Genomic DNA, 20,370 nt, shown 5'->3' on the forward strand with positions numbered 1-20,370 from the left:
CGACAGGGATTTATTCAGACGGCGACTTCCAGCGCCCGGCAGCGAGGGCGTCGGCTTCCTTGGCCTCGACCCAGCCGCCTTCGGAGCCATCGGTGCGATGCTCCTTCTTCCAGAAGGGTGCACGCGACTTCAGATAATCCATGAGGAAATCAGCCGCTTCGAATGCGGCCTGGCGATGCGCCGAGGCGGCCACCACCAGCACGATGTTCTGTCCCGGCGCGATCTTGCCATGGCGATGGATGACGGTGAGGCCTTGCAGTGGCCAGCGCTGAACCGCCTCAGCGGCGATGCGGCCGATCTCGGCCTCCGCCATCCCGGGATAGTGTTCGAGCTCAAGTGCCGAGAGCGCGCCCTGCTCGTCGCGGCAAAGGCCGGAGAAAGTGACTACCGCGCCGATGTCGGCGCGGCCTTGCGTCAGTGCGGCAATCTCGGCGGCGACGTCGAAATCCTGGCGCTGGATGCGTACGCTCGGCACCGGGACGGCCGACATCGGTGTCAGCCCCCGGTCATCGGCGGGAACAGCGCGATCTCGCGTGCGCCCGCTATCTTCTCGCGGTGATCGACATGTTCTTGGTTGATGGCAACGCGGATCACGTCGGGATATTGCAGCGCGTGCTCGTAGCCTTCGCCGCGCGATTGCAGCCAGCGCAAGAGGTCGGCGACCGTCTCGATGCCGGCGGGCAATTCGACATCCTCTTCAGGCATGCCGATCCGTTCACGCACCCAGGCAAAGTAGATCAGGCGGGTCGTCATCTCACTCGTCCATGATGTGCTTGAGGCCGGCGCGGAAATAGTCGTAGCCGGTGTAGAGCGTCACGAGTGCCGCGATCCACAGCAGCACCAGGCCGGTCTGCGTGGTCAGCGGGAAGATCTTGTCGCCGGCCGGTCCCGCCAGCAGGAAGGCGATGGCGACCATCTGGATGGCAGTCTTCCATTTGGCCAACTGCGTCACCGGCACCGAAACCTTGAGTGCGGCCAGATATTCGCGCAGGCCCGAGACCAAGATTTCGCGGCACAGGATGATGATCGCCGCCCACAACGACCAGCCGGCAATGCCGGCATGGCGGTCGGTGTCGGCAGCCAACAGCAGCAGACAGGTGGCCACCAACAGCTTGTCGGCAATCGGGTCGAGCATCTTGCCGATGTTGGAAGTCTGCTGCCAGGCGCGTGCCAGATAGCCGTCCAGGTAATCGGTGACCGAGGCGAGCAGGAAGATGATCAGCGCCGACCAGCGCGCGAAGTCGCTCGATTTCAGATGGCCTTCGAGGAAAAAGCACAGCACGACCAACGGCACCGCGACGATGCGGGCGTAGGTCAGCATGTTGGGCAGGTTGAACGCGCGCTTGGCCATGTCTGGTAGACTCTTTCTGCCTGCGTACTCAAATCAGAAGCCAATGTAGGGGGTCAACAGGCCAGATTCGACTGGCCAGATGAAAGTGCCGGATTTTTCAGCTTTCGTGGAAGTGGTTGTAGACCAGTTTCGCCACCTGTTCGGAAATGCCGTCCACCTTCCGCAGGTCCTCGATTGCCGCACGGCTTACCGCCTTGGCGGTGCCGAACGCCAGCAGCAGCGCCCGCTTGCGGCCGGGACCGATGCCAGCGATCTCGTCGAGCGGGCTCTTTACCATCTCCTTCTTGCGGCGGGCCCGGTGCGAGCCGATGGCAAAGCGGTGGACCTCGTCGCGCAGCCGCTGGACGAAATAAAGCACGGGGTCGCGCACGGGCAGTGAAAACGAGTCCTTGCCCCTGACGAAAAAACGCTCGCGGCCGGCATCGCGGTCCTGGCCCTTGGCAATGCCGATGGCGACGACGCGATCCTCAATGCCAAGATCCGAGAGGATCTTGCGCACCGCCGTCATCTGGCCCTGGCCGCCGTCGATCAGGATGACATCGGGCCAGGCCGGGAAGTTCCCGGAGATGTCGTCTTCGATATCATCGCCCGCTTCGGCTGCCATCGCCTCGCCAGCCGCATCGTCGGCCACGACAACGTCGCCATGCTCCTTGAGCAATCGCGAAAAGCGCCGCTCCATCACCTCGCGCATCATGCCGAAATCGTCGCCCGGCGTGATCTCGGTCGAGCGGATGTTGAATTTCCGGTACTGGTTTTTCACGAAACCTTCCGGTCCCGCGACGACCATGGCACCGACGGCATTGGTGCCCATAATGTGCGAGTTATCGTAGACTTCGATGCGCACCGGCGGCTTGGCGAGGCCGAAAGTCTCGGCGAAACCGGCCAGCAACCTGCCTTGCGTCGACGTTTCAGCCAGCCTGCGGCCCAACGCCTCACGGGCGTTCTGAAGGGCGTTGTCGGTCAGGTCTTTCTTCTCGCCGCGCTGCGGTACCGAGATCGCCACCTTGCGGCCGGCGCGGGTGGAGAGCGCCTCAGCCAGCAATTCCTGATCCTCGACGGTGTGCGACAGGAGAATGTTACGCGGCGTCGGCTTGTCGTCATAGAACTGCGCCAGGAAGGAGCCCAACACTTCAGCCGCCTCCAGCGCCGGGTCAGCCTTGGGGAAATAGGCGCGGTTGCCCCAGTTCTGGCCGGTACGGAAGAAGAACACCTGGATGCAGACCTGGCCGCCCTCCTGATGGATGGCAAAGACATCGGCCTCTTCGACGGTCGCCGGGTTGATGCCCTGATGGCTCTGCACATGCGACAGGGCGGCCAACCGGTCGCGATAGATGGCGGCGCGTTCGAAATCGAGGTCTTGCGACGCCTGCTGCATGGCGGCCGAGATTTCGGTCTTCACCTTCTGGCTGCGGCCAGACAAAAAATCCTTCGCCTCGGAGACCAGCTCGGCATAGCCGTCATGCGAGATTTCGCCGGTACACGGGCCGGCGCAGCGCTTGATCTGGTAGAGCAGGCAGGGCCGGGTGCGGTTTTCGTAGAAGGAGTTGGTGCAGCTGCGCAGCAGGAAGGCGCGCTGCAGCGAATTGATGGTGCGGCCGACGGCGCCGGCCGAGGCAAACGGGCCGAAATAGTCGCCCTTGCGCGAGCGCGCGCCGCGATGCTTGTAGATGCCGGGCGAAACATGGTCGCCGGTCAAAAGGATGTATGGAAACGACTTGTCGTCGCGCATCAGCACATTGAATCGCGGCCGCAAGCGCTTGATAAGATTGGCTTCGAGCAGCAGCGCCTCGATCTCGGTGCGGGTGACGACGAACTCCATCGTCGACGTCTCGCGCACCATGCGGCCGATACGGTTGGTGTGGAATCTGCCTTGCGCGTAGTTGGTGACACGCTTCTTCAGGCTGCGCGCCTTGCCGACATAGAGCACGTCGCCGGCGGCGTTCATCATGCGGTAGACGCCAGGCGCATTGGGCAGCCGCTTGACCAGCGTCTGGATCACCTCGGCGCCGACCAAGCCTTCGGCATCGCCGGCATGCGGCGTCCAGTCGATGGCCGTGAACGCGACATCCGGGCCGATCGGTTCGATGATCTCCTCGAGCGCCTCATCCTCGAGGTCGATTTCGGGAGGAAGATCATCGGCGCCGCCGCGCGGCTTGTTCTTTTGGTCTAGAGGACTCATTCCGCCATGCCTGTCACATCGGGCGTCTGCCATGCAAGATGCTGGCCGCCATCGAGCGCGATCATCTGGCCGGTAACGGAGCGCGCATCCCAGAGATAGCGGATGGTGGCGCCGAATTCCGGCAATTCCGGGCCGCGCTTCAGGATCAGGCCAGCCAGCTGTGCGTCAAAATCGGAATCATCCTGGCGCACATTCTTCAGCGTCGGACCCGGACCGATTGCGTTGACGCGGATGCGCGGGCCGAGCGCCTGCGCCAACATCTGCGTTTGCGTCCACAAAGCGGATTTGGACAGCGCATAAGAGAAGTAGCGCGGCGTCGGCCGCCAGACGCGCTGGTCGATGATGTTGACGATCAGCCCCTCCTGCCCTTCCGGCAAGGAGCGGGCGAAGTTCTGCGCCAACAGCGCCGGGGTTTTCACGTGAATGGCAAAGTGGCGGTCCCAGGCCTGCCAGTCGAAATCCTCGACCGAATCGTCGACGAAAAGCGAAGCGTTGTTGACCAGCAGCGAGATCGGCCCCAGCACGGCTTCCGCCTGGCCGACGAGGTCGCTGACGGCGTCCATATCGGTCAGATCGGCGCCTACCACCGCGGCGCGGCCGCCAGACTGGTTGATCCCAGCGGCCACCACATTCGCCTCATCGCGCGAGCCGTTGGCGTGGATGGCGACTGCAAAACCATGGCCGGCAAGGTCTTCGACAATTGCCTTGCCGATCCGTTTCGCCCCGCCCGTCACCAGCGCCGCGGCAGTGGCTTTGCTCATCTGTTGTCAATCCTCAATTTTGGCCCGAAAACACGACGCCGACGAAATATGGCTTCGCATGCGTTAAACGGCATTCGCACCTGGGGCAGCATTGTGGCGAAACGCCCGGTTCGGCATCGCGACTCGTCCTGGACTCGGAACCGCTGGACCACAATATAGGGCGCTGGACTCCTTGCACCAAGCGGTGTGCAGTGCAGCACGAAGTGGCTGCTGACATTTCGCTGTTGCGAAGATGCAACGTCAAGGTTCCGCCTCATTCGCGCCGGGGAATGACCCAAGTTCAGGTTCGCTTCAGCCGCATTTTGACACGACATTTGGAACCGACGAACGCCAGATCCGTTTCACCCCCCGGACGGGTTGATGGCGATCGTGAGAAACAAGCCTGTGTCCTGTGGCTTAAGGAGTAAAGAACAATGCAAGCCAATCTTAAATTCGCACGGCCGCTGGCCGTCGCGCTCGGGCTCTTCGCCCTGGGTGGAACCGCTTATGCCGCGGACGTCGTTCAGGAAGAGCCGCCGGCACCCGCGCCGATTGCTGAACTTCCTGTGGCGTCCTGGGCTGGCCCTTATGCCGGTATCAATGTTGGTTATGGCTTCAGCGGCCACACCAAGGAGAAGGATCTCGGTGTCGACAACGTTGACGTTGGCACCAAGGGCTTCGTCGGCAGCGTCTTCGGCGGCTATCAGTGGCAGCAGGAGAACTTCGTGTACGGCGGTGAAGCCGAACTCGGCTACAACGGCGTCAAGGGTGACGATAACGGCGTCAATTCCAAAGCCGGCTTCGAAGGCTCGCTGCGTGCCCGTCTCGGCTACGCCGTGACCCCGGAGATCCTGCTCTATGGCACCGGCGGTCTCGCCGGCAGAAGCCTGAAGGTGGAAGACACCACCTTCGGTTCAGACCGCGCCACCATGCTCGGCTGGACTGCTGGTCTTGGCACCGACATCAAGCTGACCGACAATGTGTTCGGCCGTGTCGAGTATCGCTACACCGACTTCGGCTCGAAGAGCTTCGACGGTATCGGCAAGGTCAAGGCCACCGACAACCGCGTCACCTTCGGCGTCGGTATGAAGTTCTAAGTCGTTCAAGCCACGACACGAAAAAGCCGGGCCTCGCGCCCGGCTTTTTTTGTGCCCTGCCTTTCAGCCCGGGATAGCCGACTTCAGCTTGGGAAACTTTTCGTCGAAGCGCGCTGCCCAGCGGGTCAGACGGCCACGGCCCTTTTCCCATTTGCCGGCGAAGCGCAACGAAAGGTAACCAAGACAGGCACGCAACGCCATCTGGCCGGCCGTGATCTTCTTGGGCAGTTTCGGCGGGTTGGCATTGAGCAGGTCGAGTGCTGCCGCGATCTTTGCCCACTGGCGGTCGAGCCAGGGCTGATAAACCATCTCGTCTGGCCGCGTGCGGCGCTCATAGACCATCGACAGTGCGCAGTCACAGATGCCGTCGGCCAGCGCCTCCAGCACTTCCGCTTCCAGCCGCTTGTCGGGATTGCGTGGAAACAGCGCGTTCTTCGAAATCCGGTTGAGATGCTGGGTGATGGCGCGGCTGTCGTAGACCGAACGGCCATCGTCGAGCACCAGCACGGGGATCTTGCCGAGCGGATTGGCGCCGATCAGTTCGACCGGTTTGTCCTCGGTCTTGACCGCAACCAGATCGATGGCGATGCCGGCATAGGCCGCGGCCATCCTTACCTTGGAACTGTAGGGAGAGGTGGATGCGTAGAGCAGCTTCGGCATGATCGGCTTCCTGTTTGCAGACGCTCAGTGTTGACTGGACAGGCACTTGCGATCAACCGCCAGAACGCAAAAAAGCTACCGCCAGAAACCGGTCGCGGTTTCCGCCCAGGCATCACGACAAGCCTACTGGCTGTTACGCTGCAAATCACACGCAGGCGACGGAAACAGGCTGAGCGGAATCAGACCTGCGTCGCGCTTCACACGCCCCAGGCATTGTGCCGGGACCTTCGCCAACACGGCAAGGGGAGAACCAGATCGGGCGAGCGAGGCAGCCAACTGGCGCGCCTCGCTCTGCTTGCCCCTCGGCCCCTTCCCGATGCTCAGCCCCGAGGGCTGAACCCGCTGCCGGATATGCTTCGACCCAGAGCGTCAGAGCGTCCTTTGCGGAGTCCGAAGGACACGCGACGCCCCAACGACCCGGTCTACTTCTTGGCCGGAGCCTTCGCCTTCGCAGGCGCTGCCTTGGCCTTCGGCGCGGCGGCTTTCTTCACCGCGGGCTTTGTCGCGGCCGCTGCTGCTTTCACAGCCGGCTTTGCCGCTGCCTTCGCGGCAGGCTTTGCCGCAGCCTTGGCAGGCGCTGCCTTCTTGGCCGCAGGTTTTGCCGCCGCCTTGGCCACTGGCTTCTTCGCCGGTGCTGCCTTGGCCGCCGGCTTTGCCGCTGCCTTGGCGGGTGCTGCCTTCTTGGCCGCGGGTTTTGCCACAGCCTTGGCTGCCGCCGGCTTCTTTGCCGGTGCTGCCTTGGCTGCGGGCTTGGCTGCGGGCTTTGCCGCCGCCTTCGCAGGCGCTGCCTTCTTCACTGCCGTTGCGGCCTTCGCCGCGACTGCTTTTGCAGGTGCTTTCTTTGCCGGTGCCTTGGATGCCGGCGCTTTAGATGACTGCTTAGCCATGTCATGCCCCTTCACGTTATGCCGATGGCCGTGAATGACCCCGGCGCGCAATGCATATCTGACTCGCGGCTCGCTAGCCAGCGAAGCAATGGTATGATTTTCTCAGCTTAAATTTTGGTTGAGATCCGCACATGATCGCACTCGTCATCGCAAAAATCCTCTGTTGATCTTCTGATGCCATCAGCAATTGACACCGGCATTCTCGATGCGACGCCACCATGAAGCTGCAAAGATTAGCGAGCAGCTTCACGCATGATCCTCGGTCGTGAATATCATGACCTGCCGTCTCATCGAGGCGATCATCTTCTGTAGGCGAACGGTCCATGTGCTATGCGACGACCGATCTGAAGATCACCTTGTCAAGCCGCTTCCGTCGCTCGGCGAACGGTTGACAGATAAATCTGCTTGGCAGAGTATTCTGTACCAACAACGAGTCTGCTTCGATTTCGACCCCCTGAAAGCAATGACGCTGCTCGCGAATCGCCTGGCCATATATGGCCACAGCCCAAGGCTTTTCCGCATTGGAGCCTCTAGATGAGCGCTGACGACATTATCCACCAGAGCACACGGCTCAGGATCATGGCCGTGCTGAACACGCTGGAAAGGCGCGAGGCACTGGAGTTCACCCAGTTGAGGGCGATGATCGACACCACTGATGGAAATCTCGGGGCACATCTCGATACGCTGGCCAGAGCGGGCTACGTCGATATTGAAAAGCTGTTCGTCGGGCGACGGCCGCAGACACGGGTCAAGGCAACAACGATTGGGCGGCGGGCCTTTCGCGGCCACATTGCCTTTCTTCGCAAGATCATTGATCAGGCCGAGCCCGCACAACGCAGGAAATAGCACTGCCTCAGCGCGTTGCGACCACGGCGATGCCGGCGCCGATCATCACGCCGCCTGCCGCGCGGTTGACCCGGCGTACGATCCTGGGCGTGCGCAACAGATTGCGGGCGCGGCCGGCGAGAATCACATGCCCGCCGATCACCACAATTTCGACAGCCAGGATCACAGCCACCAGGATGCCGAGATGCGCTGATGTGAGCGAGGCCCCGACGACGTTGGGCAGCAGTGCCACATAGAACAGCGGCATTTTCGGATTGCCGAGATTGAGCGCGACACCCGTGGCAAAGATAGTCAGCAGCCCACGCCGCCCCGAGACAGGCTGCAACTCCGGCACGACGGGCGCGGCCGTCCAGAGCTTGATGCCCATCCAGACCAGATAGGCCGCTCCGCCGTAGCGAAGCACCGTCATGACGAATGCCATCTTGGCAGCGATGATCGACAGGCCGAAGGCAGCGAGCATCAGGAAGATGAGGATGCCGACAACGGTGCCGGCGCCATAGGCAATGCCCGACGCCGCGCCGCTGGAGATCGTGCGGGCGACGATCGTCATGTTGTCGGGGCCAGGGCTGGCGGCGAACACGAAGAAGGCGGCCGCGAAGGCAAGGATGGTGGCAAGGTCCATGAAGGCTCCCGAAAGTGACGCGTTGCTCTCGGGTGAGAGGGTTAGCCGATTTGCCTGCGGGCGATAGCCCGAAAAATTCAGCGCCTTCGCGACAGCAGCAGCGCGGCTGCCGCGGAGGCCACGCCGAACAGGCAGGTGCCGCTCCACCCCAACACCGAATAGGCAAGCCCTGCGAGACCCGAGCCGCAGTTAACCGCCAGTATCGCCAACAGGCCATTGTCAATCGTGGCGCTGCGCGTGCCGACAGGTGCATGCATTATCGTCACGGCTGATAGCCGAGGCAGATGGCGCCGAGCGCGACGACGGCACAGGCGCCGACCCTACGGGGCGTTAGCGTCTCGCCGAGAAACAGCCGGCCGATGAAGGCCGCGAAGACGACGCTGGTCTCGCGGATCGCGGTGATCGGACCGGCAGGCCCGAGCGCGAAGGCCGCAACCACGACGCCATAGGCCAGAAGCGCGAACAGCCCGCCGCCCAAAGCCTTGCGGGTTTCCGGCGCTCGCGGGTCGACAATGAGCCGGCCGCGATGAGCGACGAAGGTCGCCGGCAGCAATGCGCCGTAGGCCAGCAGGACCCAGGCTGTGTAGGCGCCGACATTACCCGCCACACGAACGCCGATGGCATCGACCGTCGCATAGGCGGCGATGATTGTCCCCGTCGCCAGCGCATAGAGGATCGACGTCGTGGCCGCTCTTCCACGCCCAAGCGAAAGCCCCATGATGCCACCGCCGATTAGGGCAACACCCACGGCCTCAGGAATGGTGATCTGCTGACCGGCGAACAGCAAGCCGCCGAGAGTGACAAGCAGAGGCACACTGCCGCGAACAATCGGATAGACCTGCCCCAGTTCGCCATATTGGTAGGCAGCCACCAGAAACACGCTGTAGCCGACCTGCAGGCCAGCCGAGAGGGCGACATAGGGCCAGGCTGATGTGGCTGGAAAGCCGTTGAAGACTGCCAGGGGAATGGCGAGCGCGGTGCTGGAGAAGCTCATGACGGTGACGGTCCACAACCTGTCGGCTCCAGTTCGCAGGAAGGCGTTCCAGCTTGCATGCAGGATCGCCGCGAACAGCGCGAGCCCGATGACCAGCGGGCTCATTGCGGCCTGCGCGCGGCGGCGACGATGTCCAGGGCGGCCTTGCGGGCTTCACGAAGGGCGGTATCCGGCTGCCCCATCTGCGCCATCAGGGTCGCCCCTTCGATCAGCATCAACAGCGTCGCCGCGACGCTCTCGGCTCGCTCGCGCGGCATCACCTCCGCAAGGATCGACTGCATGCGCTGCCTCAGGCCATTCTTCTGCCGGGAAACAGCCTCGAACACCGGATGCCGGGGATCACCGAACTCGGCCAGCGCATGGGCGAACAGGCAGCCATGAAAATCGGGGCTGCGGAACCAGCGCCCATGCCAGTCGAAAATCTCAGCGATTTTCTGCTCCGGCGTGATGTCCTTCAGGGCAAGCCGGTCGAGCTGATCGTCAAAACGCCTGGCACGATAGTCGAGTACCGCGACGATCAGTTCGTCCTTGCTGGGGAAATGGCGGTACATCGTCATCTTGGCCACTTCGGCCTCGGCGATGATCCGGTCTATGCCGGTGGCATGGAAGCCGGCGCGCTTAAACAGCGCGTAGGCGGTTTCGACGACATGCTGGCGTTTGTCGGAAAGAGGAGACGGCGTCATGGCGCGCACCAAGTGATGAGACAGGTCTGTCTCATACCTATGCGACGGATCACGCCTTCTGTCAACACGGCACGAAAAACGCCTGCGGCCAATCCGGCCGCAGGCGCGAAAGTAAATCGGTAATGGGAAGGCCGCGCTTAACGCAGGACGCGGCAGCGGCCGTTATAGACCAGCCAGCGGTCGAAGCCAGAGACGCAGAATTCGACGTTGTCGCCGATCGAGGCAAAGCCCTGGCCTTCCTCGATCAGATACCAGATGGTCCGATCGCGGCCGTCCGAGAGGCTGACGGTGGCGCCGCAATAGCGACGACCGATCGGCCAGGTGTCGTTGGCAGGCAGATAGCGGTGCTGATGGATGCGCCGGAAATCGGTGATCTGCACATCCGGCAGGTGTGGCACGTGGTGCACCTGGTAGGAGAAGCGGCTGGAAATCTTGCTCAGCACCCAGGGCTGACCGCAGACGCCGCCATCGTCGTCGGCATAGACGCCATAGTCGGCCGCCTGCACTGCCTGCGTGACGCCGAGGGGCGCGGCAAGCGGGGTGCAGAGCGAAATCAGGGCAGCAAGTGCGGATTTGGCGAAGCGAGTCATGGCAGCCTCTCAAGGTCGGTTGTACGCACTGTGCGGATTCGCTCGGCGGCGGTCAAGCGGTTGCCGAAACAATGGTTTCCAGAAACGAGCAGAGCGTCCACCAACGTCCTTACCGGCTACGTGTTCCTCTCCAGGTCAGTCCTCGGGAAGAAATGCAGGGTTAAAGACAACTTCCCAGAGATGATCGTCCGGATCCTGGAAATAGCCGGCATAGCCACCCCAGAACGTGTTCTGGGCCGGTTTGACGAGGCGCGCGCCGGCGCTGACGGCCTGCGCCATCACGGCATCGACCTCGGCCTCGCTCGTGACATTGTGACCGATGGTAAACTCGGTCGGGCTGCGGCCGGTTTGGGCGATGCCGGCGTCAAGAGCGATGTTGGGGCGTTCGAAGATCGCGAACTTCAAGCCACCCTGCAGATCGAAGAAGGTGACGGCGCCGTGCGCGAACTCCTTCCCGATGATGCCTTCGGTCGGAAGGCCGAGGCCGTTTTGGTAGAATTCGAGCGACGCTTCCAGATTGTCGACGCCAAGCGTGATGACGCTGATGCGAGCTTTCATTTTGATTTGTCCTTTCTATATTCACGACTGCGCGATGTCGGTGACCTTGAGTGGCACCGAAAGGCTTCGCGCGGTTTGCCATGGTGGCAACGGCCCGCCTTGAAGATTTCGGCCAAAATGGGCGGGGCCATGCAGCGAATGGCGGGCTGACGAAGGCTGACGGGATGGAAGCGGTACTGGCGCGGACCACGGGCCTTTTCCAGGAACGGTCCGCAGAGGGGCGACTCGGCGCCACCTTCGCATCCGTCTGGGTGCACCGGATGCGGGACCAGGACGCTCCACCTGTGGTGATAACGTCGGATGCGACGATCGACCTGCAGTGGATCGACGGCCGGTTCCGGGTCGCGGGACCGGACCGGGAGCCGCTGATCGAGATATTGCCGCCAGGCGCGACGATTATCGGATTCAGATTCCGGCCAGGGGCGGCCGCCGATTGGCTGGGAGTGCCGGCCAACCGGATCGTCGGAGAACGCCTTGACTTATGCGAGTTCTGGGGCGCGAGGGCGCGCCATCTGGCAGGCCGCATCCGGGCCACGCCCGATCTCGCTGGGCTGGTGGAACAATTGGAGAAGGCTGTCGCGGCACAGGCTCAAGATCGCCATGCGCCTGATGCGGCCATGGGCCTTGCCTTTGACGTTATCGACCGGGGTCTGCCAGCCGACAAGCCGCTGGTGCCTTTCCTCTTGCGCTCCCTGCATATGAGCGAACGAACGCTGCGGCGCCGTTTCGACGAAAGCTTCGGCTACGGCCCGAAGACGCTCGACCGGATCCTGCGCTTCCATCGCTTCAGGCGCCTGCGGCAGGCATCCGGCGATACCTCGACCGCGGTGTTGGCGATCGAGGCCGGCTATGCGGACCAGGCCCATCTGACGCGCGAAAGCAGGCGGCTATCCGGCATCACGCCGGCCGCGCTGGCTGCCACCGGAGTGTAGCAGCGCCCCGGCCGACAACGGTCTAAGCCATGCCCGCCTGCTCACCGGCCAGCCATTCCAGCGACCAGTGCGCGGGCCTGCCCACGGCGAGCAATTTGTGCAGGGCTGGCAGCAGCGTGCGCAATTCGCCTTCAAGAATGAAGGGCGGGTTGACCACGATCAGGCCGCTGCCGTCGAGGCTGGGTTCCGAAGAGGCCGGCCTGATCTCGAATTCTATGTCGAGAATTTTCGGAATGCCGGATTGCTTCAGCGCTTTCCTGAAGGCGATGATCGCCTTGCGATCCTTGATCGGATACCACAGCGCATAGATACCGCCGGGCCAGCGCTTGTACGCCCTTTCGAGCCCGTCGACGAGGCGATCGAACTCACCCGGCTCCTCGAAGGGCGGATCGATCAGCACCAGGCCGCGCTTCTCCTTCGGCGGCAGATGCGCTCCGAGCGCCAGCCAGCCATCGAGCTCCATGACCCTGGTCTGGAAATCGCCGGCGAATTCGGCCTTGAGCTTCGCGACATCTTTCGGGTGCAGCTCGATCGCCGACAACCGGTCCTGCTTGCGCAGGAGATGGCGTGCGAGCAGCGGCGAGCCCGGATATTTCTTCACGCCGCCCTCGGGATTGAGCGAGCGCACGGTCTCCAGATAGGCCGCCAGCAGCGCCCTCGTCTTGGCATCGAACGAGGCATCGATCAGCCGGCCGATGCCGCCATGCCACTCGCCGGTCTTCTGTGCTTCGACCGATGACAGGTCATAGCGGCCGATGCCGGCGTGGGTATCGACGACGCGAAACGCCTTGTCCTTCTGTTTCAGATAATCGAGCAGCCGCGTCAGCACGACATGCTTGACGACATCGGCGAAATTTCCGGCGTGGTATGCGTGGCGATAATTCACTTGGATCCCCTGCCCCAGCGTGGCGGTGGCGGCTGCGAGTTCGGATTTTCCGGCCGGCCGCCACCGGAGCGCAAGGTCAGCAGGAAGCCGACCAAGCCGATCGCCATCAGCACAAAGCTGACCGGCCGCGCACGCCTGTCTGCCTCACCAGCACCGGAGCGCAAGATGAGGTCGACCGCACGTATCGGAATGTCCTCGGCGTCGCCTGGACCAACGGTGAAGGTATAGGGGCCGGGATTGATGGTCGCGATGACACCGGCCTCATCGCGAAAAATCTTGTCGGGCAGTTGTGGGCTGGCCTGGCGCGGATTGTCCGGGTGGTTGAACTGCAGCGTCGAGGCAAGCGCCGTGCGGCCGTTGGCGGCAGCGGTCAGCGTCAGTACCGTGCGCTGCTGCGAAACGATGCGCTCGGCCCGCGCCGTCAAATCGACCAGCACTCGCACCGGTGCGTCGCGGACGGAGAGCGGCACCGTCACCGGTTTAAAGCGGCCTTGCTCATAGACGCGCCAGGTGCCGATCTCATGGCCGGAGAAATTGGACATCGCCCAGGGATAGAGGGCACCGACGCCAATGCCGGCGAGCAGGATCAGGAAAAACAAAAAGCGCATTCAGACAGTCACCTTGTAATCATATCTTGCCGGACAACTGGCCCGAATTGGCACCTATGATGCAACTCTCAAGGACATCCAGTCGACCATGGGCGGCGTGCCGAGCTTTGTGAAGCGATTTCCCAAGCCGGTCTGCCCGGTGCCTGAGCCGAGGTCAAGGCCATCGAACTCAGCGACAAGACGGCGCTGCCGCCAAAGGTCAAGTCGCTGATCTCATTGGCGGTGGCAGAGCAGATTCCGTGCAACCATTGCATCTGGTGGACACGCAGGATGCCAAGCGCGCCGGCGCTGCTATTTTGTCGTTGCCCGCCAGGGGACGGCCTGAGATGAAGGCCGTTCCCTGGCCCAGACATTTTACAACCAGTTGCGCTGGCGTGTCGTTCGGCTCACATAGGCGATCGCGCAATGGACGGCGCGCTCTACCTATGCGCTCAATGCCATTGCCGAAATGACCGATGTTACGGCTTGGAATGAACACGTGCGGCTTTCCTTCAAAAATGACCTGATCCGCGTGTGCGAAGGAGAGAGGCCTCTATGCGCGGCGCCTGTGAGCAGTGCAACGGAACAGGACTCAAATTTAAACTCGCTCTCACCAAGCGGGTTTCCGTTCTAATTTTGGTTATTGGGCTTTCTTTCCGCTATAACCGGTTGCGATGCGGAGTTTTTTCATAAACGCCCTGATGTTTACGTTTGCACCCCGAGTGGCTTTGGCCAACAAGCCCATTGCGCTCAGAAGGTTTGACACCCGTTGGGTTTGCCCAATCTGTCTTTCATTTAGATATACTGCTTGAGACACGGCGGAGATAAGCACTGAGTGGCGACCTCGGCCTTCCTTGGTTGTCGGGCGCTGATATTGCGCTCAAACACGTCGCCATACCGGACCGCGTCTTTCATCTCTTTGTCCAACCTGTTGATTTAAAATAATTATCTTTCCGGGGAATTCACGAACCACGTTGCCGGCACGAACCCGTCAACGGTTAACCATTCGCAAATTGTTGTAGTTAACGAGATGCTAATTTAGTTGACTATGATTTCCACAGGTATATTTTCAATGCGTTGGGATGTGCAATTTGGGCGAGCAATCGACGATGATGGCACCGAGCGCGTGATCGCGATTTTGGGGCGTAGAGACTGGTGAACAGCGGCACATGAATCGTGTGGCACCGGCCCGGCGAACCCAGAGAACAATTAACGCACATCAATGCTGGCGAATCCGCGGATGCGGAGGGTTTGTCGCGTTCTGAAGGCGTGGCCGGGCTGTTTGTCCCGGCCCGGCGGTAGCGTGCGCGTTGCGTAAGGGGAAAGCATGAGCAAGGTTGTCAAGGTTCTGAAACTGGGATCCGGAATCGGTCAAAGGGAGCCCCACCAAAAACGGCGGCGCGCTCTGGTTGCCGGAGGCGCGGGCTTCCTGGGGTCGCATCTGTGCGAACGCCTGTTGCGGGATGGGTATGACGTCGTCGCGCTGGACAATTTCCACACCGGAAAAAAATACAATTTCAATGCCCTTCTGCGCAATCCCAGGTTCACCTGCATCGAGCACGACATCGTCGATCCGCTGCCTGTGGGCCTTGAGTGCGACGAGATCTATAATCTTGCCTGCCCTGCCTCTCCGCCGCACTATCAGGCCGACCCGATCCATACGTTCAAGACAAACGTTCTCGGTTCGCTGAACCTTCTGGAACTGGCGCGCAGAAGCAACGCCAAGATATTCCAGGCCTCGACTTCGGAAGTCTACGGCGACCCGTTCGTGCACCCACAACCCGAGAGCTATTTCGGCAACGTCAACACGCATGGACCGCGGTCCTGCTACGATGAAGGCAAGCGTTCGGCCGAAACCCTGTTCTTCGATTATTCGAGGACATACGGCCTCGACATCCGCGTCGCCCGCATCTTCAACACCTACGGCCGCCGCATGCAGCCCGATGACGGGCGCGTGGTCTCGAACTTCATTGTCCAGGCATTGCGCGGCGAAGACCTGACAGTCTATGGCAGCGGCCTGCAGACCCGCTCCTTCTGTTATGCCGATGACCTGATCGAGGGCTTCATGCGGCTGATGAATGCGCCGCATGCGCCCGCCCATCCGGTCAATCTCGGTAACCCCGGCGAATTCACCATCATGGAACTCGCGACGCTGGTTGTCGGCTACACCAACTCCAGATCGAAGATCGTGCATCGGCCACTGCCGGTCGACGACCCCAGGCAGCGCAAACCGGATATTTCCTTCGCCAGGGACAATCTCGGTTGGGAGCCGAGGATCAACCTGGCCCAGGGGCTCGCGCACACCGTCGACTACTTCGACACCCTGCTCTACGGCAGCCGCATCACGGGGGCAGCAGCTTCATGAGCCGACCGGCGATCCTGGTCACAGGTGGAGCGGGCTTCATCGGCAGTCACACCTGCAAGCTGCTGGCCGCCGCCGGCTATCTGCCCGTGGCTTTCGACAATCTGTGCCGAGGCAACCGAAAATCCGTCGCCTGGGGTCCGCTTGTCGTCGGCGATATCCGCGATCCGGATGCGCTGCGGGCGACGATCGACACATACCGGCCGACATCGATCATCCACTTCGCGGCGCTGGCCTATGTCGGGGAATCCGTTCACGGGCCGGCCGACTATTATTCGACCAATGTGACCGGCACCATCGCCGTGCTCGACGCGGCACGCGCGCACGCCATTGAAAACATCATCTTCTCCAGCAGCTGCGCGACCTACGGCGTGCCGGAAGCGTTGCCCGTTCGCGAGACCTCCTCGCAAAATCCGATCAGCCCTTACGGGCGCACCAAGCTGATGGGCGAACAGATCATTGGCGACTATGCGTCGGCATATGGGATGAAATTTGCGATCCTGCGCTATTTCAACGCCTGCGGTGCCGATCCCGACGGCGAGCTCGGCGAGTGGCATTCACCGGAAACGCATCTGGTTCCCAGGGTGCTGATGGCGACGTCTGGCATCATCGACGAAATCGAGGTCTTCGGCACGGACTATGACACGCCGGACGGCACCTGCGTGCGCGACTATATCCACGTCGCCGATCTGGCCCGCGCCCACCTGAAAGCGGTCCAGCACCTCGAGGGCGGCGGACAAAGCCTGGCGGTCAACCTTGGCACCGGGCGAGGCGTATCCATCAAGGAGATCATACAAGCGGTCAGTCGGATAACCTCGAGACCGGTTCCGGTTGTGTTCAGGGCCAGGCGCCCGGGAGATCCGGCCGAGCTCTATGCCGATCCGGGCAAGGCGCGCGCACATCTTGGCTTTGTGCCGCAGCTTTCCGACATCGACACGATCGTCAGGACGGCGGCGCCATTTTTCGGGCTACAAGCAAAATCGGTGAAACTGCCGCCAAGCGAGGCGGCTGCATCCGTTGCCGCCCGATAGATCAGAGATAGCGAGGGTGGCAGCTTGCGCGTTGGCCAAATCCGCTGGGGCTGCAGATGTAGGGCGAGGCGCCTGGGAATGCACCATCATCGCCAGGATTGAAAGCGACCTTCATAGGCAGCGTGCGGACTTTGATCAGCTGTGGTGATGCAAAAGCGTAAGCACTTTCAGTCGTCCGTACCGCGCTCGTCATCAGAATCTCAGGCTCGATTCTAAGCGAATGAACAGTGGACATGGCGTAGACCGGCTGGGCCAAGGGTTTGCTGCGCATCGGGTGGACCACAGGCTTGATGAAGACCACATCGGTTCTGGTCGCATCCAGCCCCTGGCAACCCGAAATCATCGCCACAGCCGCAACAATAATCAGATTATACTTGCCCGGACGAAATGCGCCCATCGCGAAATTGACCGTCATCTATCCCCTCCTATCGAGCCAAGGGCGAGTTTCGAGTTGCGACATGCTATGCTCTCGTCGTTTTCACGCCCATGAGCAACCACTCGCGCCAACATCACACAGATATATTAGATGATTCTTATTTAAATGGATCGTGCGACGGACCCAGCGTCTCGCCGTTCTGTAGAATTGAACGCAATCGATCGGAAATCGGCGCGGCGGCAACTCCGGCCGGACTGCTCTGAAGAGCCCCGATAAGCGATTCGCAAGTTCCTCGAGAGGCGCCGGCAAAGCAGCCGGTTGTCAAAACAGGGACGGATTTGAGGTCTGTTCCACCGCCGCGATGGGTCCCGAGCGGATCGCGCAATCGCTGACTGGTCAACGCTCATGCAAGCCGGCCACGAGCTACCGCCGGCTCAGTGTGGCTGACCTAATTCTTGGAATCGATCAGCTTGCGGGTCTCTTCGAATTGCGCGGCCTTGGTGTCGCCCGCTACGAATTTCCGGTATTCGTCAGAAGGATCTTCTGGAGTACGTTTGAAACTGTACCATTCCCCATCCGGATCCTTGCGCTGCTCAATGGTCCCGCCCTTGGTGCGGTGGCTGTAGCAGGTGCGCTGCAGCTTGCCCTTGTAGCTCTTGGACCGCCAGGCGACTTCCATGCACATCTTGCCGTCTTTGGTCACCAGCCACCTGCCCTCGGCGACAGAGGCTGAATCCTGCCCCGACGTCCACGCCCGCAGCGGTCGGCCGGTCTGCCCGAAATAGGCGGCTCCATCTTTCCAAAGCCATGTGCGGTCGGCGTAGAGAAGCTGCAACTCAAAAGCCGTCGGCACGGTGGCGGCGGCTTCCGCGGGCTTGGTCTTCTTTTCGTCGGCCGCGTGAGCGGCTCCGGCAAGGGCCAACTGGCCGCAAACGACCAGCAGAGACACAAACCGGACGCGCCTGGAAGACTGGCCGCGTTCCACCTCTCCATCTGCGCGAGCCCAGGGCAATCCGGTCAAAACTGTCGGCACAATCAGCGGTCGCATGTCGATTTTCGCATCCCCGATCCAGCGCAGCGCCGACACGATCGTGGCGGAGGACGCACCACCACGGAGCGTTCCCCCCATCGACGCAGCACCGGGTTACCGGCGTGCGGTCGGCAGCTTGGCTTACGAGCATTAACTGCCGGGCAAGGACCGATGTCAAACCTTTTGCGCCGTAGCGAGGTGCTTCAGGCCGTGGGCCGACAAACCGGTTAAACACGCGCCGACGTGAGGCTTCGACATCAAGCAACGACGGCCGATCGAAGACGGTTCGAAGGCATTTGTCGATAGGTATGGGCGCGCATGGAAAATCCGGGCGCGAGGGGTGGCTGGCGCGGCCCGCGCCGCCTCACCTCTCGTACCCGGATTCTAGTCCCCGCCGAACTCCTGTTAGCGCGCCCGGCAAGCCGCGCGCTGGCCAAATCCGCTCGGACCGCAGATCCAGGGCGAATGGCCGAGGAATGGGCCGCCATCGCCCAGCTTGTAAGAAACCTTGATCGGCGCCGGCGCCGCGATCCTGGTCCGCTGCGGCCGCACGAAGGCAGCGTAGGCCGTTTCGGTTGTCCGTGTCACGCTGGTCGTCTGCATGAGGCGCTTGCGGTTGAATATATGGTTCCGCTTCTTGCCGACGTAGTGGATCTTCTTGCCGGGCGCATGCACCGCCAGCTTGGCGGCGAGCGAGCCGGTCGTGGTCGCGTCCATGCTCTGGCAACCGGAAACCATCGACATCAATGCAACGACGGCTATAGACCAGGCATTGTTTCTGCCTTTGACGGCCAAACCGCTCATGAACTTGTTCATCATCTATCCCCTGTCGATAAATGCACATCGATTGGACGCGGAGATATTTTTTCTTTGGTGGTCTTCCGCGCCGTGTGAACGGTCAACCGCCATTCACATCATGGCCGAATATTAGGGGATACTTATTAAAATTCGCGCAAACGGCGTGGTGAACACTGTATGTCGCACTTGCATCGGATTTTATCGAAGCGCAGACAGTGTCTGATGTGCCGGAGTGGATGATCGAGCCGCAGGATAGCCGCCGGCCGATTTGAGCATCACGGCGAATTTCGCAAGTCACATGCCGGCAAGCGGCGCGGGCGAAAGACTGCCGCGATCACGCATTGGTCTTTCTTTCATCCTCGATACGCGCCCGTCGCGAATATGCGAGCGCGCTTAGAGGCAGGAAAACAAGATATGCGAGCGCCGAGGCCGTCAGCGTGTACCATGCATAGTTGAACAGCGGCATTGCGTAACCCAGCAGCCCGGACATCACCATGATCGCGATAAAAAACGGGATACGGCCACCTATGGCTTTCCCGGAGAAAACAGGCATCCTGCTGACAAGCAGGTACGCCACCATGATCGTGTAGCCGCTGCCGAGCACGGCAAATGTTCGATCCGGTTGCAGGCCACCGAGCACCAGGTACATCGGCAGAAGCACGAGCAGAGCGCCTGCCGGCGCGGGGACGCCAACAAAGTATTCGGCTTGCCAATTTCCCCTTTCGTGTCCTGTCCCCGCAAGGACGTTGAACCGCGCCAGGCGCAACCCGCAGGCGATGGCGAAGAGAACGGCGGCAATCCAGCCAAGCGGGCCAGCCTCATGAAGCAGGAAGGCGTGAAGCACGAGCGCGGGAGCAACGCCGAAGTTCACGATGTCAGCCAGCGAATCCATCTCAGCGCCAAAACGCGAGGTCGCATGAAGCGCGCGGGCGAGCCGGCCGTCGATCCCATCCAGCAGACAGGCGACCAGTATCAGACTTACGGCGGCCTCGAAATGACTTTCGAAGGCAAGCCGGATTGCTGAAAGACCGGCGCAGATTGCCAGCACGGTGATCAGACTGGGCAACACCATCCGTGGCGGCACCTCACGCATGCGAGGGCCGCCACTGCGGTGCGGTTCGAAATGCGGAAACGATGCGACCCGTTTCAAGATGCCCATGG

Annotated in this window: 24 protein-coding genes; 5 read left to right on the forward strand and 19 right to left on the reverse strand. The window is 61.7% G+C overall.

Annotated elements, in window-relative coordinates; all coding sequences use genetic code 11:
* Positions 1-10: 10 nt before the first annotated feature.
* From EB235_RS26015 to EB235_RS26035, 5 genes are all read right to left on the reverse strand, one after another.
* The gene (locus EB235_RS26015) at positions 11-490 is read right to left on the reverse strand and encodes a molybdenum cofactor biosynthesis protein MoaE (RefSeq protein WP_027034533.1); all 480 of its coding nucleotides are present in this window, start codon (positions 488-490) and stop codon (positions 11-13) included.
* Positions 491-495: 5 nt separating this feature from the next.
* Positions 496-753: a molybdopterin converting factor subunit 1 gene (moaD, locus tag EB235_RS26020; protein ID WP_027034532.1), complete on the reverse strand. Its 258-nt coding sequence runs from the start codon at positions 751-753 to the stop codon at positions 496-498.
* 1 nt (position 754) lies between these two features.
* On the reverse strand, positions 755-1,351 hold the full coding sequence (gene pgsA, locus EB235_RS26025; protein WP_027034531.1) for a CDP-diacylglycerol--glycerol-3-phosphate 3-phosphatidyltransferase: 597 nt from the start codon (positions 1,349-1,351) through the stop codon (positions 755-757).
* A gap of 97 nt (positions 1,352-1,448) precedes the next feature.
* Positions 1,449-3,530: an excinuclease ABC subunit UvrC gene (uvrC, locus tag EB235_RS26030; RefSeq protein ID WP_027034530.1), complete on the reverse strand. Its 2,082-nt coding sequence runs from the start codon at positions 3,528-3,530 to the stop codon at positions 1,449-1,451.
* Positions 3,527-4,291: an SDR family oxidoreductase gene (locus EB235_RS26035; protein WP_027034529.1), complete on the reverse strand. Its 765-nt coding sequence runs from the start codon at positions 4,289-4,291 to the stop codon at positions 3,527-3,529. The genes uvrC and EB235_RS26035 overlap by 4 nt, the downstream gene beginning before the upstream one ends.
* Positions 4,292-4,704: 413 nt before the next feature.
* On the opposite strand from EB235_RS26035, the gene EB235_RS26040 reads away from it, so the two are divergent.
* A complete protein-coding gene (locus EB235_RS26040) occupies positions 4,705-5,367 on the forward strand; it encodes an outer membrane protein (RefSeq protein WP_027034528.1) in 663 nt (220 codons plus the stop codon).
* Between the two features lie 63 nt (positions 5,368-5,430).
* Here the strand turns inward: EB235_RS26040 and EB235_RS26045 are convergent, their stop codons facing one another.
* Together EB235_RS26045 and EB235_RS26050 are read right to left on the reverse strand one after the other, a co-directional pair.
* Positions 5,431-6,027, reverse strand: coding sequence for a glutathione S-transferase family protein (locus EB235_RS26045; RefSeq protein ID WP_027034527.1), 597 nt, complete (start codon positions 6,025-6,027; stop codon positions 5,431-5,433).
* Between the two features lie 422 nt (positions 6,028-6,449).
* On the reverse strand, positions 6,450-6,914 hold the full coding sequence (locus EB235_RS26050; RefSeq protein ID WP_032926124.1) for a hypothetical protein: 465 nt from the start codon (positions 6,912-6,914) through the stop codon (positions 6,450-6,452).
* 534 nt (positions 6,915-7,448) lie between these two features.
* Here EB235_RS26050 and EB235_RS26055 point away from each other — a divergent pair.
* On the forward strand, positions 7,449-7,760 hold the full coding sequence (locus EB235_RS26055) for a transcriptional regulator (protein WP_027034525.1): 312 nt from the start codon (positions 7,449-7,451) through the stop codon (positions 7,758-7,760).
* 7 nt (positions 7,761-7,767) lie between these two features.
* Here the strand turns inward: EB235_RS26055 and EB235_RS26060 are convergent, their stop codons facing one another.
* The 6 genes from EB235_RS26060 to EB235_RS26085 form a co-directional block, all read right to left on the reverse strand.
* Positions 7,768-8,382: a LysE family translocator gene (locus EB235_RS26060; protein WP_027034524.1), complete on the reverse strand. Its 615-nt coding sequence runs from the start codon at positions 8,380-8,382 to the stop codon at positions 7,768-7,770.
* A 77-nt stretch (positions 8,383-8,459) separates the two neighbouring features.
* The gene (locus tag EB235_RS26065; protein ID WP_155256498.1) at positions 8,460-8,648 is read right to left on the reverse strand and encodes a hypothetical protein; all 189 of its coding nucleotides are present in this window, start codon (positions 8,646-8,648) and stop codon (positions 8,460-8,462) included.
* On the reverse strand, positions 8,645-9,481 hold the full coding sequence (locus EB235_RS26070; protein WP_027034522.1) for a DMT family transporter: 837 nt from the start codon (positions 9,479-9,481) through the stop codon (positions 8,645-8,647). Before EB235_RS26070 ends, EB235_RS26065 begins: the two co-directional genes overlap by 4 nt.
* On the reverse strand, positions 9,478-10,059 hold the full coding sequence (locus tag EB235_RS26075; RefSeq protein ID WP_027034521.1) for a TetR/AcrR family transcriptional regulator: 582 nt from the start codon (positions 10,057-10,059) through the stop codon (positions 9,478-9,480). Before EB235_RS26075 ends, EB235_RS26070 begins: the two co-directional genes overlap by 4 nt.
* Before the next feature lie 137 nt (positions 10,060-10,196).
* Positions 10,197-10,649, reverse strand: coding sequence for a hypothetical protein (locus EB235_RS26080; RefSeq protein WP_027034520.1), 453 nt, complete (start codon positions 10,647-10,649; stop codon positions 10,197-10,199).
* 135 nt (positions 10,650-10,784) lie between these two features.
* Positions 10,785-11,207 carry a VOC family protein gene (locus EB235_RS26085; protein WP_027034519.1) on the reverse strand — a complete coding sequence of 141 codons (423 nt, stop codon included), beginning with the start codon at positions 11,205-11,207 and terminating at the stop codon, positions 10,785-10,787.
* A 50-nt stretch (positions 11,208-11,257) separates the two neighbouring features.
* Here EB235_RS26085 and EB235_RS26090 point away from each other — a divergent pair, with 50 nt between their 5' ends.
* Complete coding sequence (locus EB235_RS26090) at positions 11,258-12,139, forward strand: AraC family transcriptional regulator (RefSeq protein ID WP_246741400.1); 882 nt, start codon at positions 11,258-11,260, stop codon at positions 12,137-12,139.
* A 22-nt stretch (positions 12,140-12,161) separates the two neighbouring features.
* Here the strand turns inward: EB235_RS26090 and EB235_RS26095 are convergent, their stop codons facing one another.
* Positions 12,162-13,025: a 23S rRNA (adenine(2030)-N(6))-methyltransferase RlmJ gene (locus EB235_RS26095; protein ID WP_027034517.1), complete on the reverse strand. Its 864-nt coding sequence runs from the start codon at positions 13,023-13,025 to the stop codon at positions 12,162-12,164.
* The gene (locus EB235_RS26100; protein WP_027034516.1) at positions 13,022-13,633 is read right to left on the reverse strand and encodes a hypothetical protein; all 612 of its coding nucleotides are present in this window, start codon (positions 13,631-13,633) and stop codon (positions 13,022-13,024) included. The genes EB235_RS26095 and EB235_RS26100 overlap by 4 nt, the downstream gene beginning before the upstream one ends.
* A gap of 1,306 nt (positions 13,634-14,939) precedes the next feature.
* Here EB235_RS26100 and EB235_RS26105 point away from each other — a divergent pair.
* Positions 14,940-15,977 (forward strand): UDP-glucuronic acid decarboxylase family protein, encoded by a 1,038-nt coding sequence (locus EB235_RS26105; RefSeq protein ID WP_032926123.1) that lies wholly within the window; start codon positions 14,940-14,942, stop codon positions 15,975-15,977.
* Positions 15,974-17,005 (forward strand): UDP-glucose 4-epimerase GalE, encoded by a 1,032-nt coding sequence (gene galE, locus EB235_RS26110; RefSeq protein WP_027034514.1) that lies wholly within the window; start codon positions 15,974-15,976, stop codon positions 17,003-17,005. Before EB235_RS26105 ends, galE begins: the two co-directional genes overlap by 4 nt.
* A 1-nt stretch (position 17,006) precedes the next feature.
* On the opposite strand, the gene EB235_RS26115 is transcribed toward galE, so the two are convergent.
* The 4 genes from EB235_RS26115 to pssA all read right to left on the reverse strand — a co-directional run bounded on the left by EB235_RS26115 (position 17,007) and on the right by pssA (position 20,368).
* Positions 17,007-17,420, reverse strand: coding sequence for a hypothetical protein (locus EB235_RS26115; RefSeq protein WP_027034513.1), 414 nt, complete (start codon positions 17,418-17,420; stop codon positions 17,007-17,009).
* Between the two features lie 409 nt (positions 17,421-17,829).
* A complete protein-coding gene (locus EB235_RS26120) occupies positions 17,830-18,510 on the reverse strand; it encodes a DUF995 domain-containing protein (RefSeq protein WP_245268937.1) in 681 nt (226 codons plus the stop codon).
* A 306-nt stretch (positions 18,511-18,816) separates the two neighbouring features.
* Complete coding sequence (locus EB235_RS26125) at positions 18,817-19,227, reverse strand: hypothetical protein (protein WP_245268936.1); 411 nt, start codon at positions 19,225-19,227, stop codon at positions 18,817-18,819.
* A 316-nt stretch (positions 19,228-19,543) separates the two neighbouring features.
* Positions 19,544-20,368 (reverse strand): CDP-diacylglycerol--serine O-phosphatidyltransferase, encoded by an 825-nt coding sequence (gene pssA / locus EB235_RS26130; protein ID WP_032926122.1) that lies wholly within the window; start codon positions 20,366-20,368, stop codon positions 19,544-19,546.
* Positions 20,369-20,370: the final 2 nt, after the last annotated feature.

This window comes from Mesorhizobium loti R88b, from assembly GCF_013170845.1.
Lineage (GTDB): Bacteria > Pseudomonadota > Alphaproteobacteria > Rhizobiales > Rhizobiaceae > Mesorhizobium > Mesorhizobium loti_B.

Excerpts from the sequence above, each read along its gene's own strand:
- EB235_RS26015 (WP_027034533.1), bottom strand. The coding sequence starts at position 490 with ATGTCGGCCGTCCCGGTGCCGAGCGTACGCATCCAGCGCCAGGATTTC.
- moaD (WP_027034532.1), bottom strand. The coding sequence starts at position 753 with ATGACGACCCGCCTGATCTACTTTGCCTGGGTGCGTGAACGGATCGGC.
- pgsA (WP_027034531.1), bottom strand. The coding sequence starts at position 1,351 with ATGGCCAAGCGCGCGTTCAACCTGCCCAACATGCTGACCTACGCCCGC.
- uvrC (WP_027034530.1), bottom strand. The coding sequence starts at position 3,530 with ATGAGTCCTCTAGACCAAAAGAACAAGCCGCGCGGCGGCGCCGATGAT.
- EB235_RS26035 (WP_027034529.1), bottom strand. The coding sequence starts at position 4,291 with ATGAGCAAAGCCACTGCCGCGGCGCTGGTGACGGGCGGGGCGAAACGG.
- EB235_RS26040 (WP_027034528.1), top strand. The coding sequence starts at position 4,705 with ATGCAAGCCAATCTTAAATTCGCACGGCCGCTGGCCGTCGCGCTCGGG.
- EB235_RS26045 (WP_027034527.1), bottom strand. The coding sequence starts at position 6,027 with ATGCCGAAGCTGCTCTACGCATCCACCTCTCCCTACAGTTCCAAGGTA.
- EB235_RS26050 (WP_032926124.1), bottom strand. The coding sequence starts at position 6,914 with ATGGCTAAGCAGTCATCTAAAGCGCCGGCATCCAAGGCACCGGCAAAG.
- EB235_RS26055 (WP_027034525.1), top strand. The coding sequence starts at position 7,449 with ATGAGCGCTGACGACATTATCCACCAGAGCACACGGCTCAGGATCATG.
- EB235_RS26060 (WP_027034524.1), bottom strand. The coding sequence starts at position 8,382 with ATGGACCTTGCCACCATCCTTGCCTTCGCGGCCGCCTTCTTCGTGTTC.
- EB235_RS26070 (WP_027034522.1), bottom strand. The coding sequence starts at position 9,481 with ATGAGCCCGCTGGTCATCGGGCTCGCGCTGTTCGCGGCGATCCTGCAT.
- EB235_RS26075 (WP_027034521.1), bottom strand. The coding sequence starts at position 10,059 with ATGACGCCGTCTCCTCTTTCCGACAAACGCCAGCATGTCGTCGAAACC.
- EB235_RS26080 (WP_027034520.1), bottom strand. The coding sequence starts at position 10,649 with ATGACTCGCTTCGCCAAATCCGCACTTGCTGCCCTGATTTCGCTCTGC.
- EB235_RS26085 (WP_027034519.1), bottom strand. The coding sequence starts at position 11,207 with ATGAAAGCTCGCATCAGCGTCATCACGCTTGGCGTCGACAATCTGGAA.
- EB235_RS26100 (WP_027034516.1), bottom strand. The coding sequence starts at position 13,633 with ATGCGCTTTTTGTTTTTCCTGATCCTGCTCGCCGGCATTGGCGTCGGT.
- EB235_RS26105 (WP_032926123.1), top strand. The coding sequence starts at position 14,940 with ATGAGCAAGGTTGTCAAGGTTCTGAAACTGGGATCCGGAATCGGTCAA.
- galE (WP_027034514.1), top strand. The coding sequence starts at position 15,974 with ATGAGCCGACCGGCGATCCTGGTCACAGGTGGAGCGGGCTTCATCGGC.
- EB235_RS26115 (WP_027034513.1), bottom strand. The coding sequence starts at position 17,420 with ATGACGGTCAATTTCGCGATGGGCGCATTTCGTCCGGGCAAGTATAAT.
- EB235_RS26120 (WP_245268937.1), bottom strand. The coding sequence starts at position 18,510 with ATGGGGGGAACGCTCCGTGGTGGTGCGTCCTCCGCCACGATCGTGTCG.
- EB235_RS26125 (WP_245268936.1), bottom strand. The coding sequence starts at position 19,227 with ATGAACAAGTTCATGAGCGGTTTGGCCGTCAAAGGCAGAAACAATGCC.
- pssA (WP_032926122.1), bottom strand. The coding sequence starts at position 20,368 with ATGGGCATCTTGAAACGGGTCGCATCGTTTCCGCATTTCGAACCGCAC.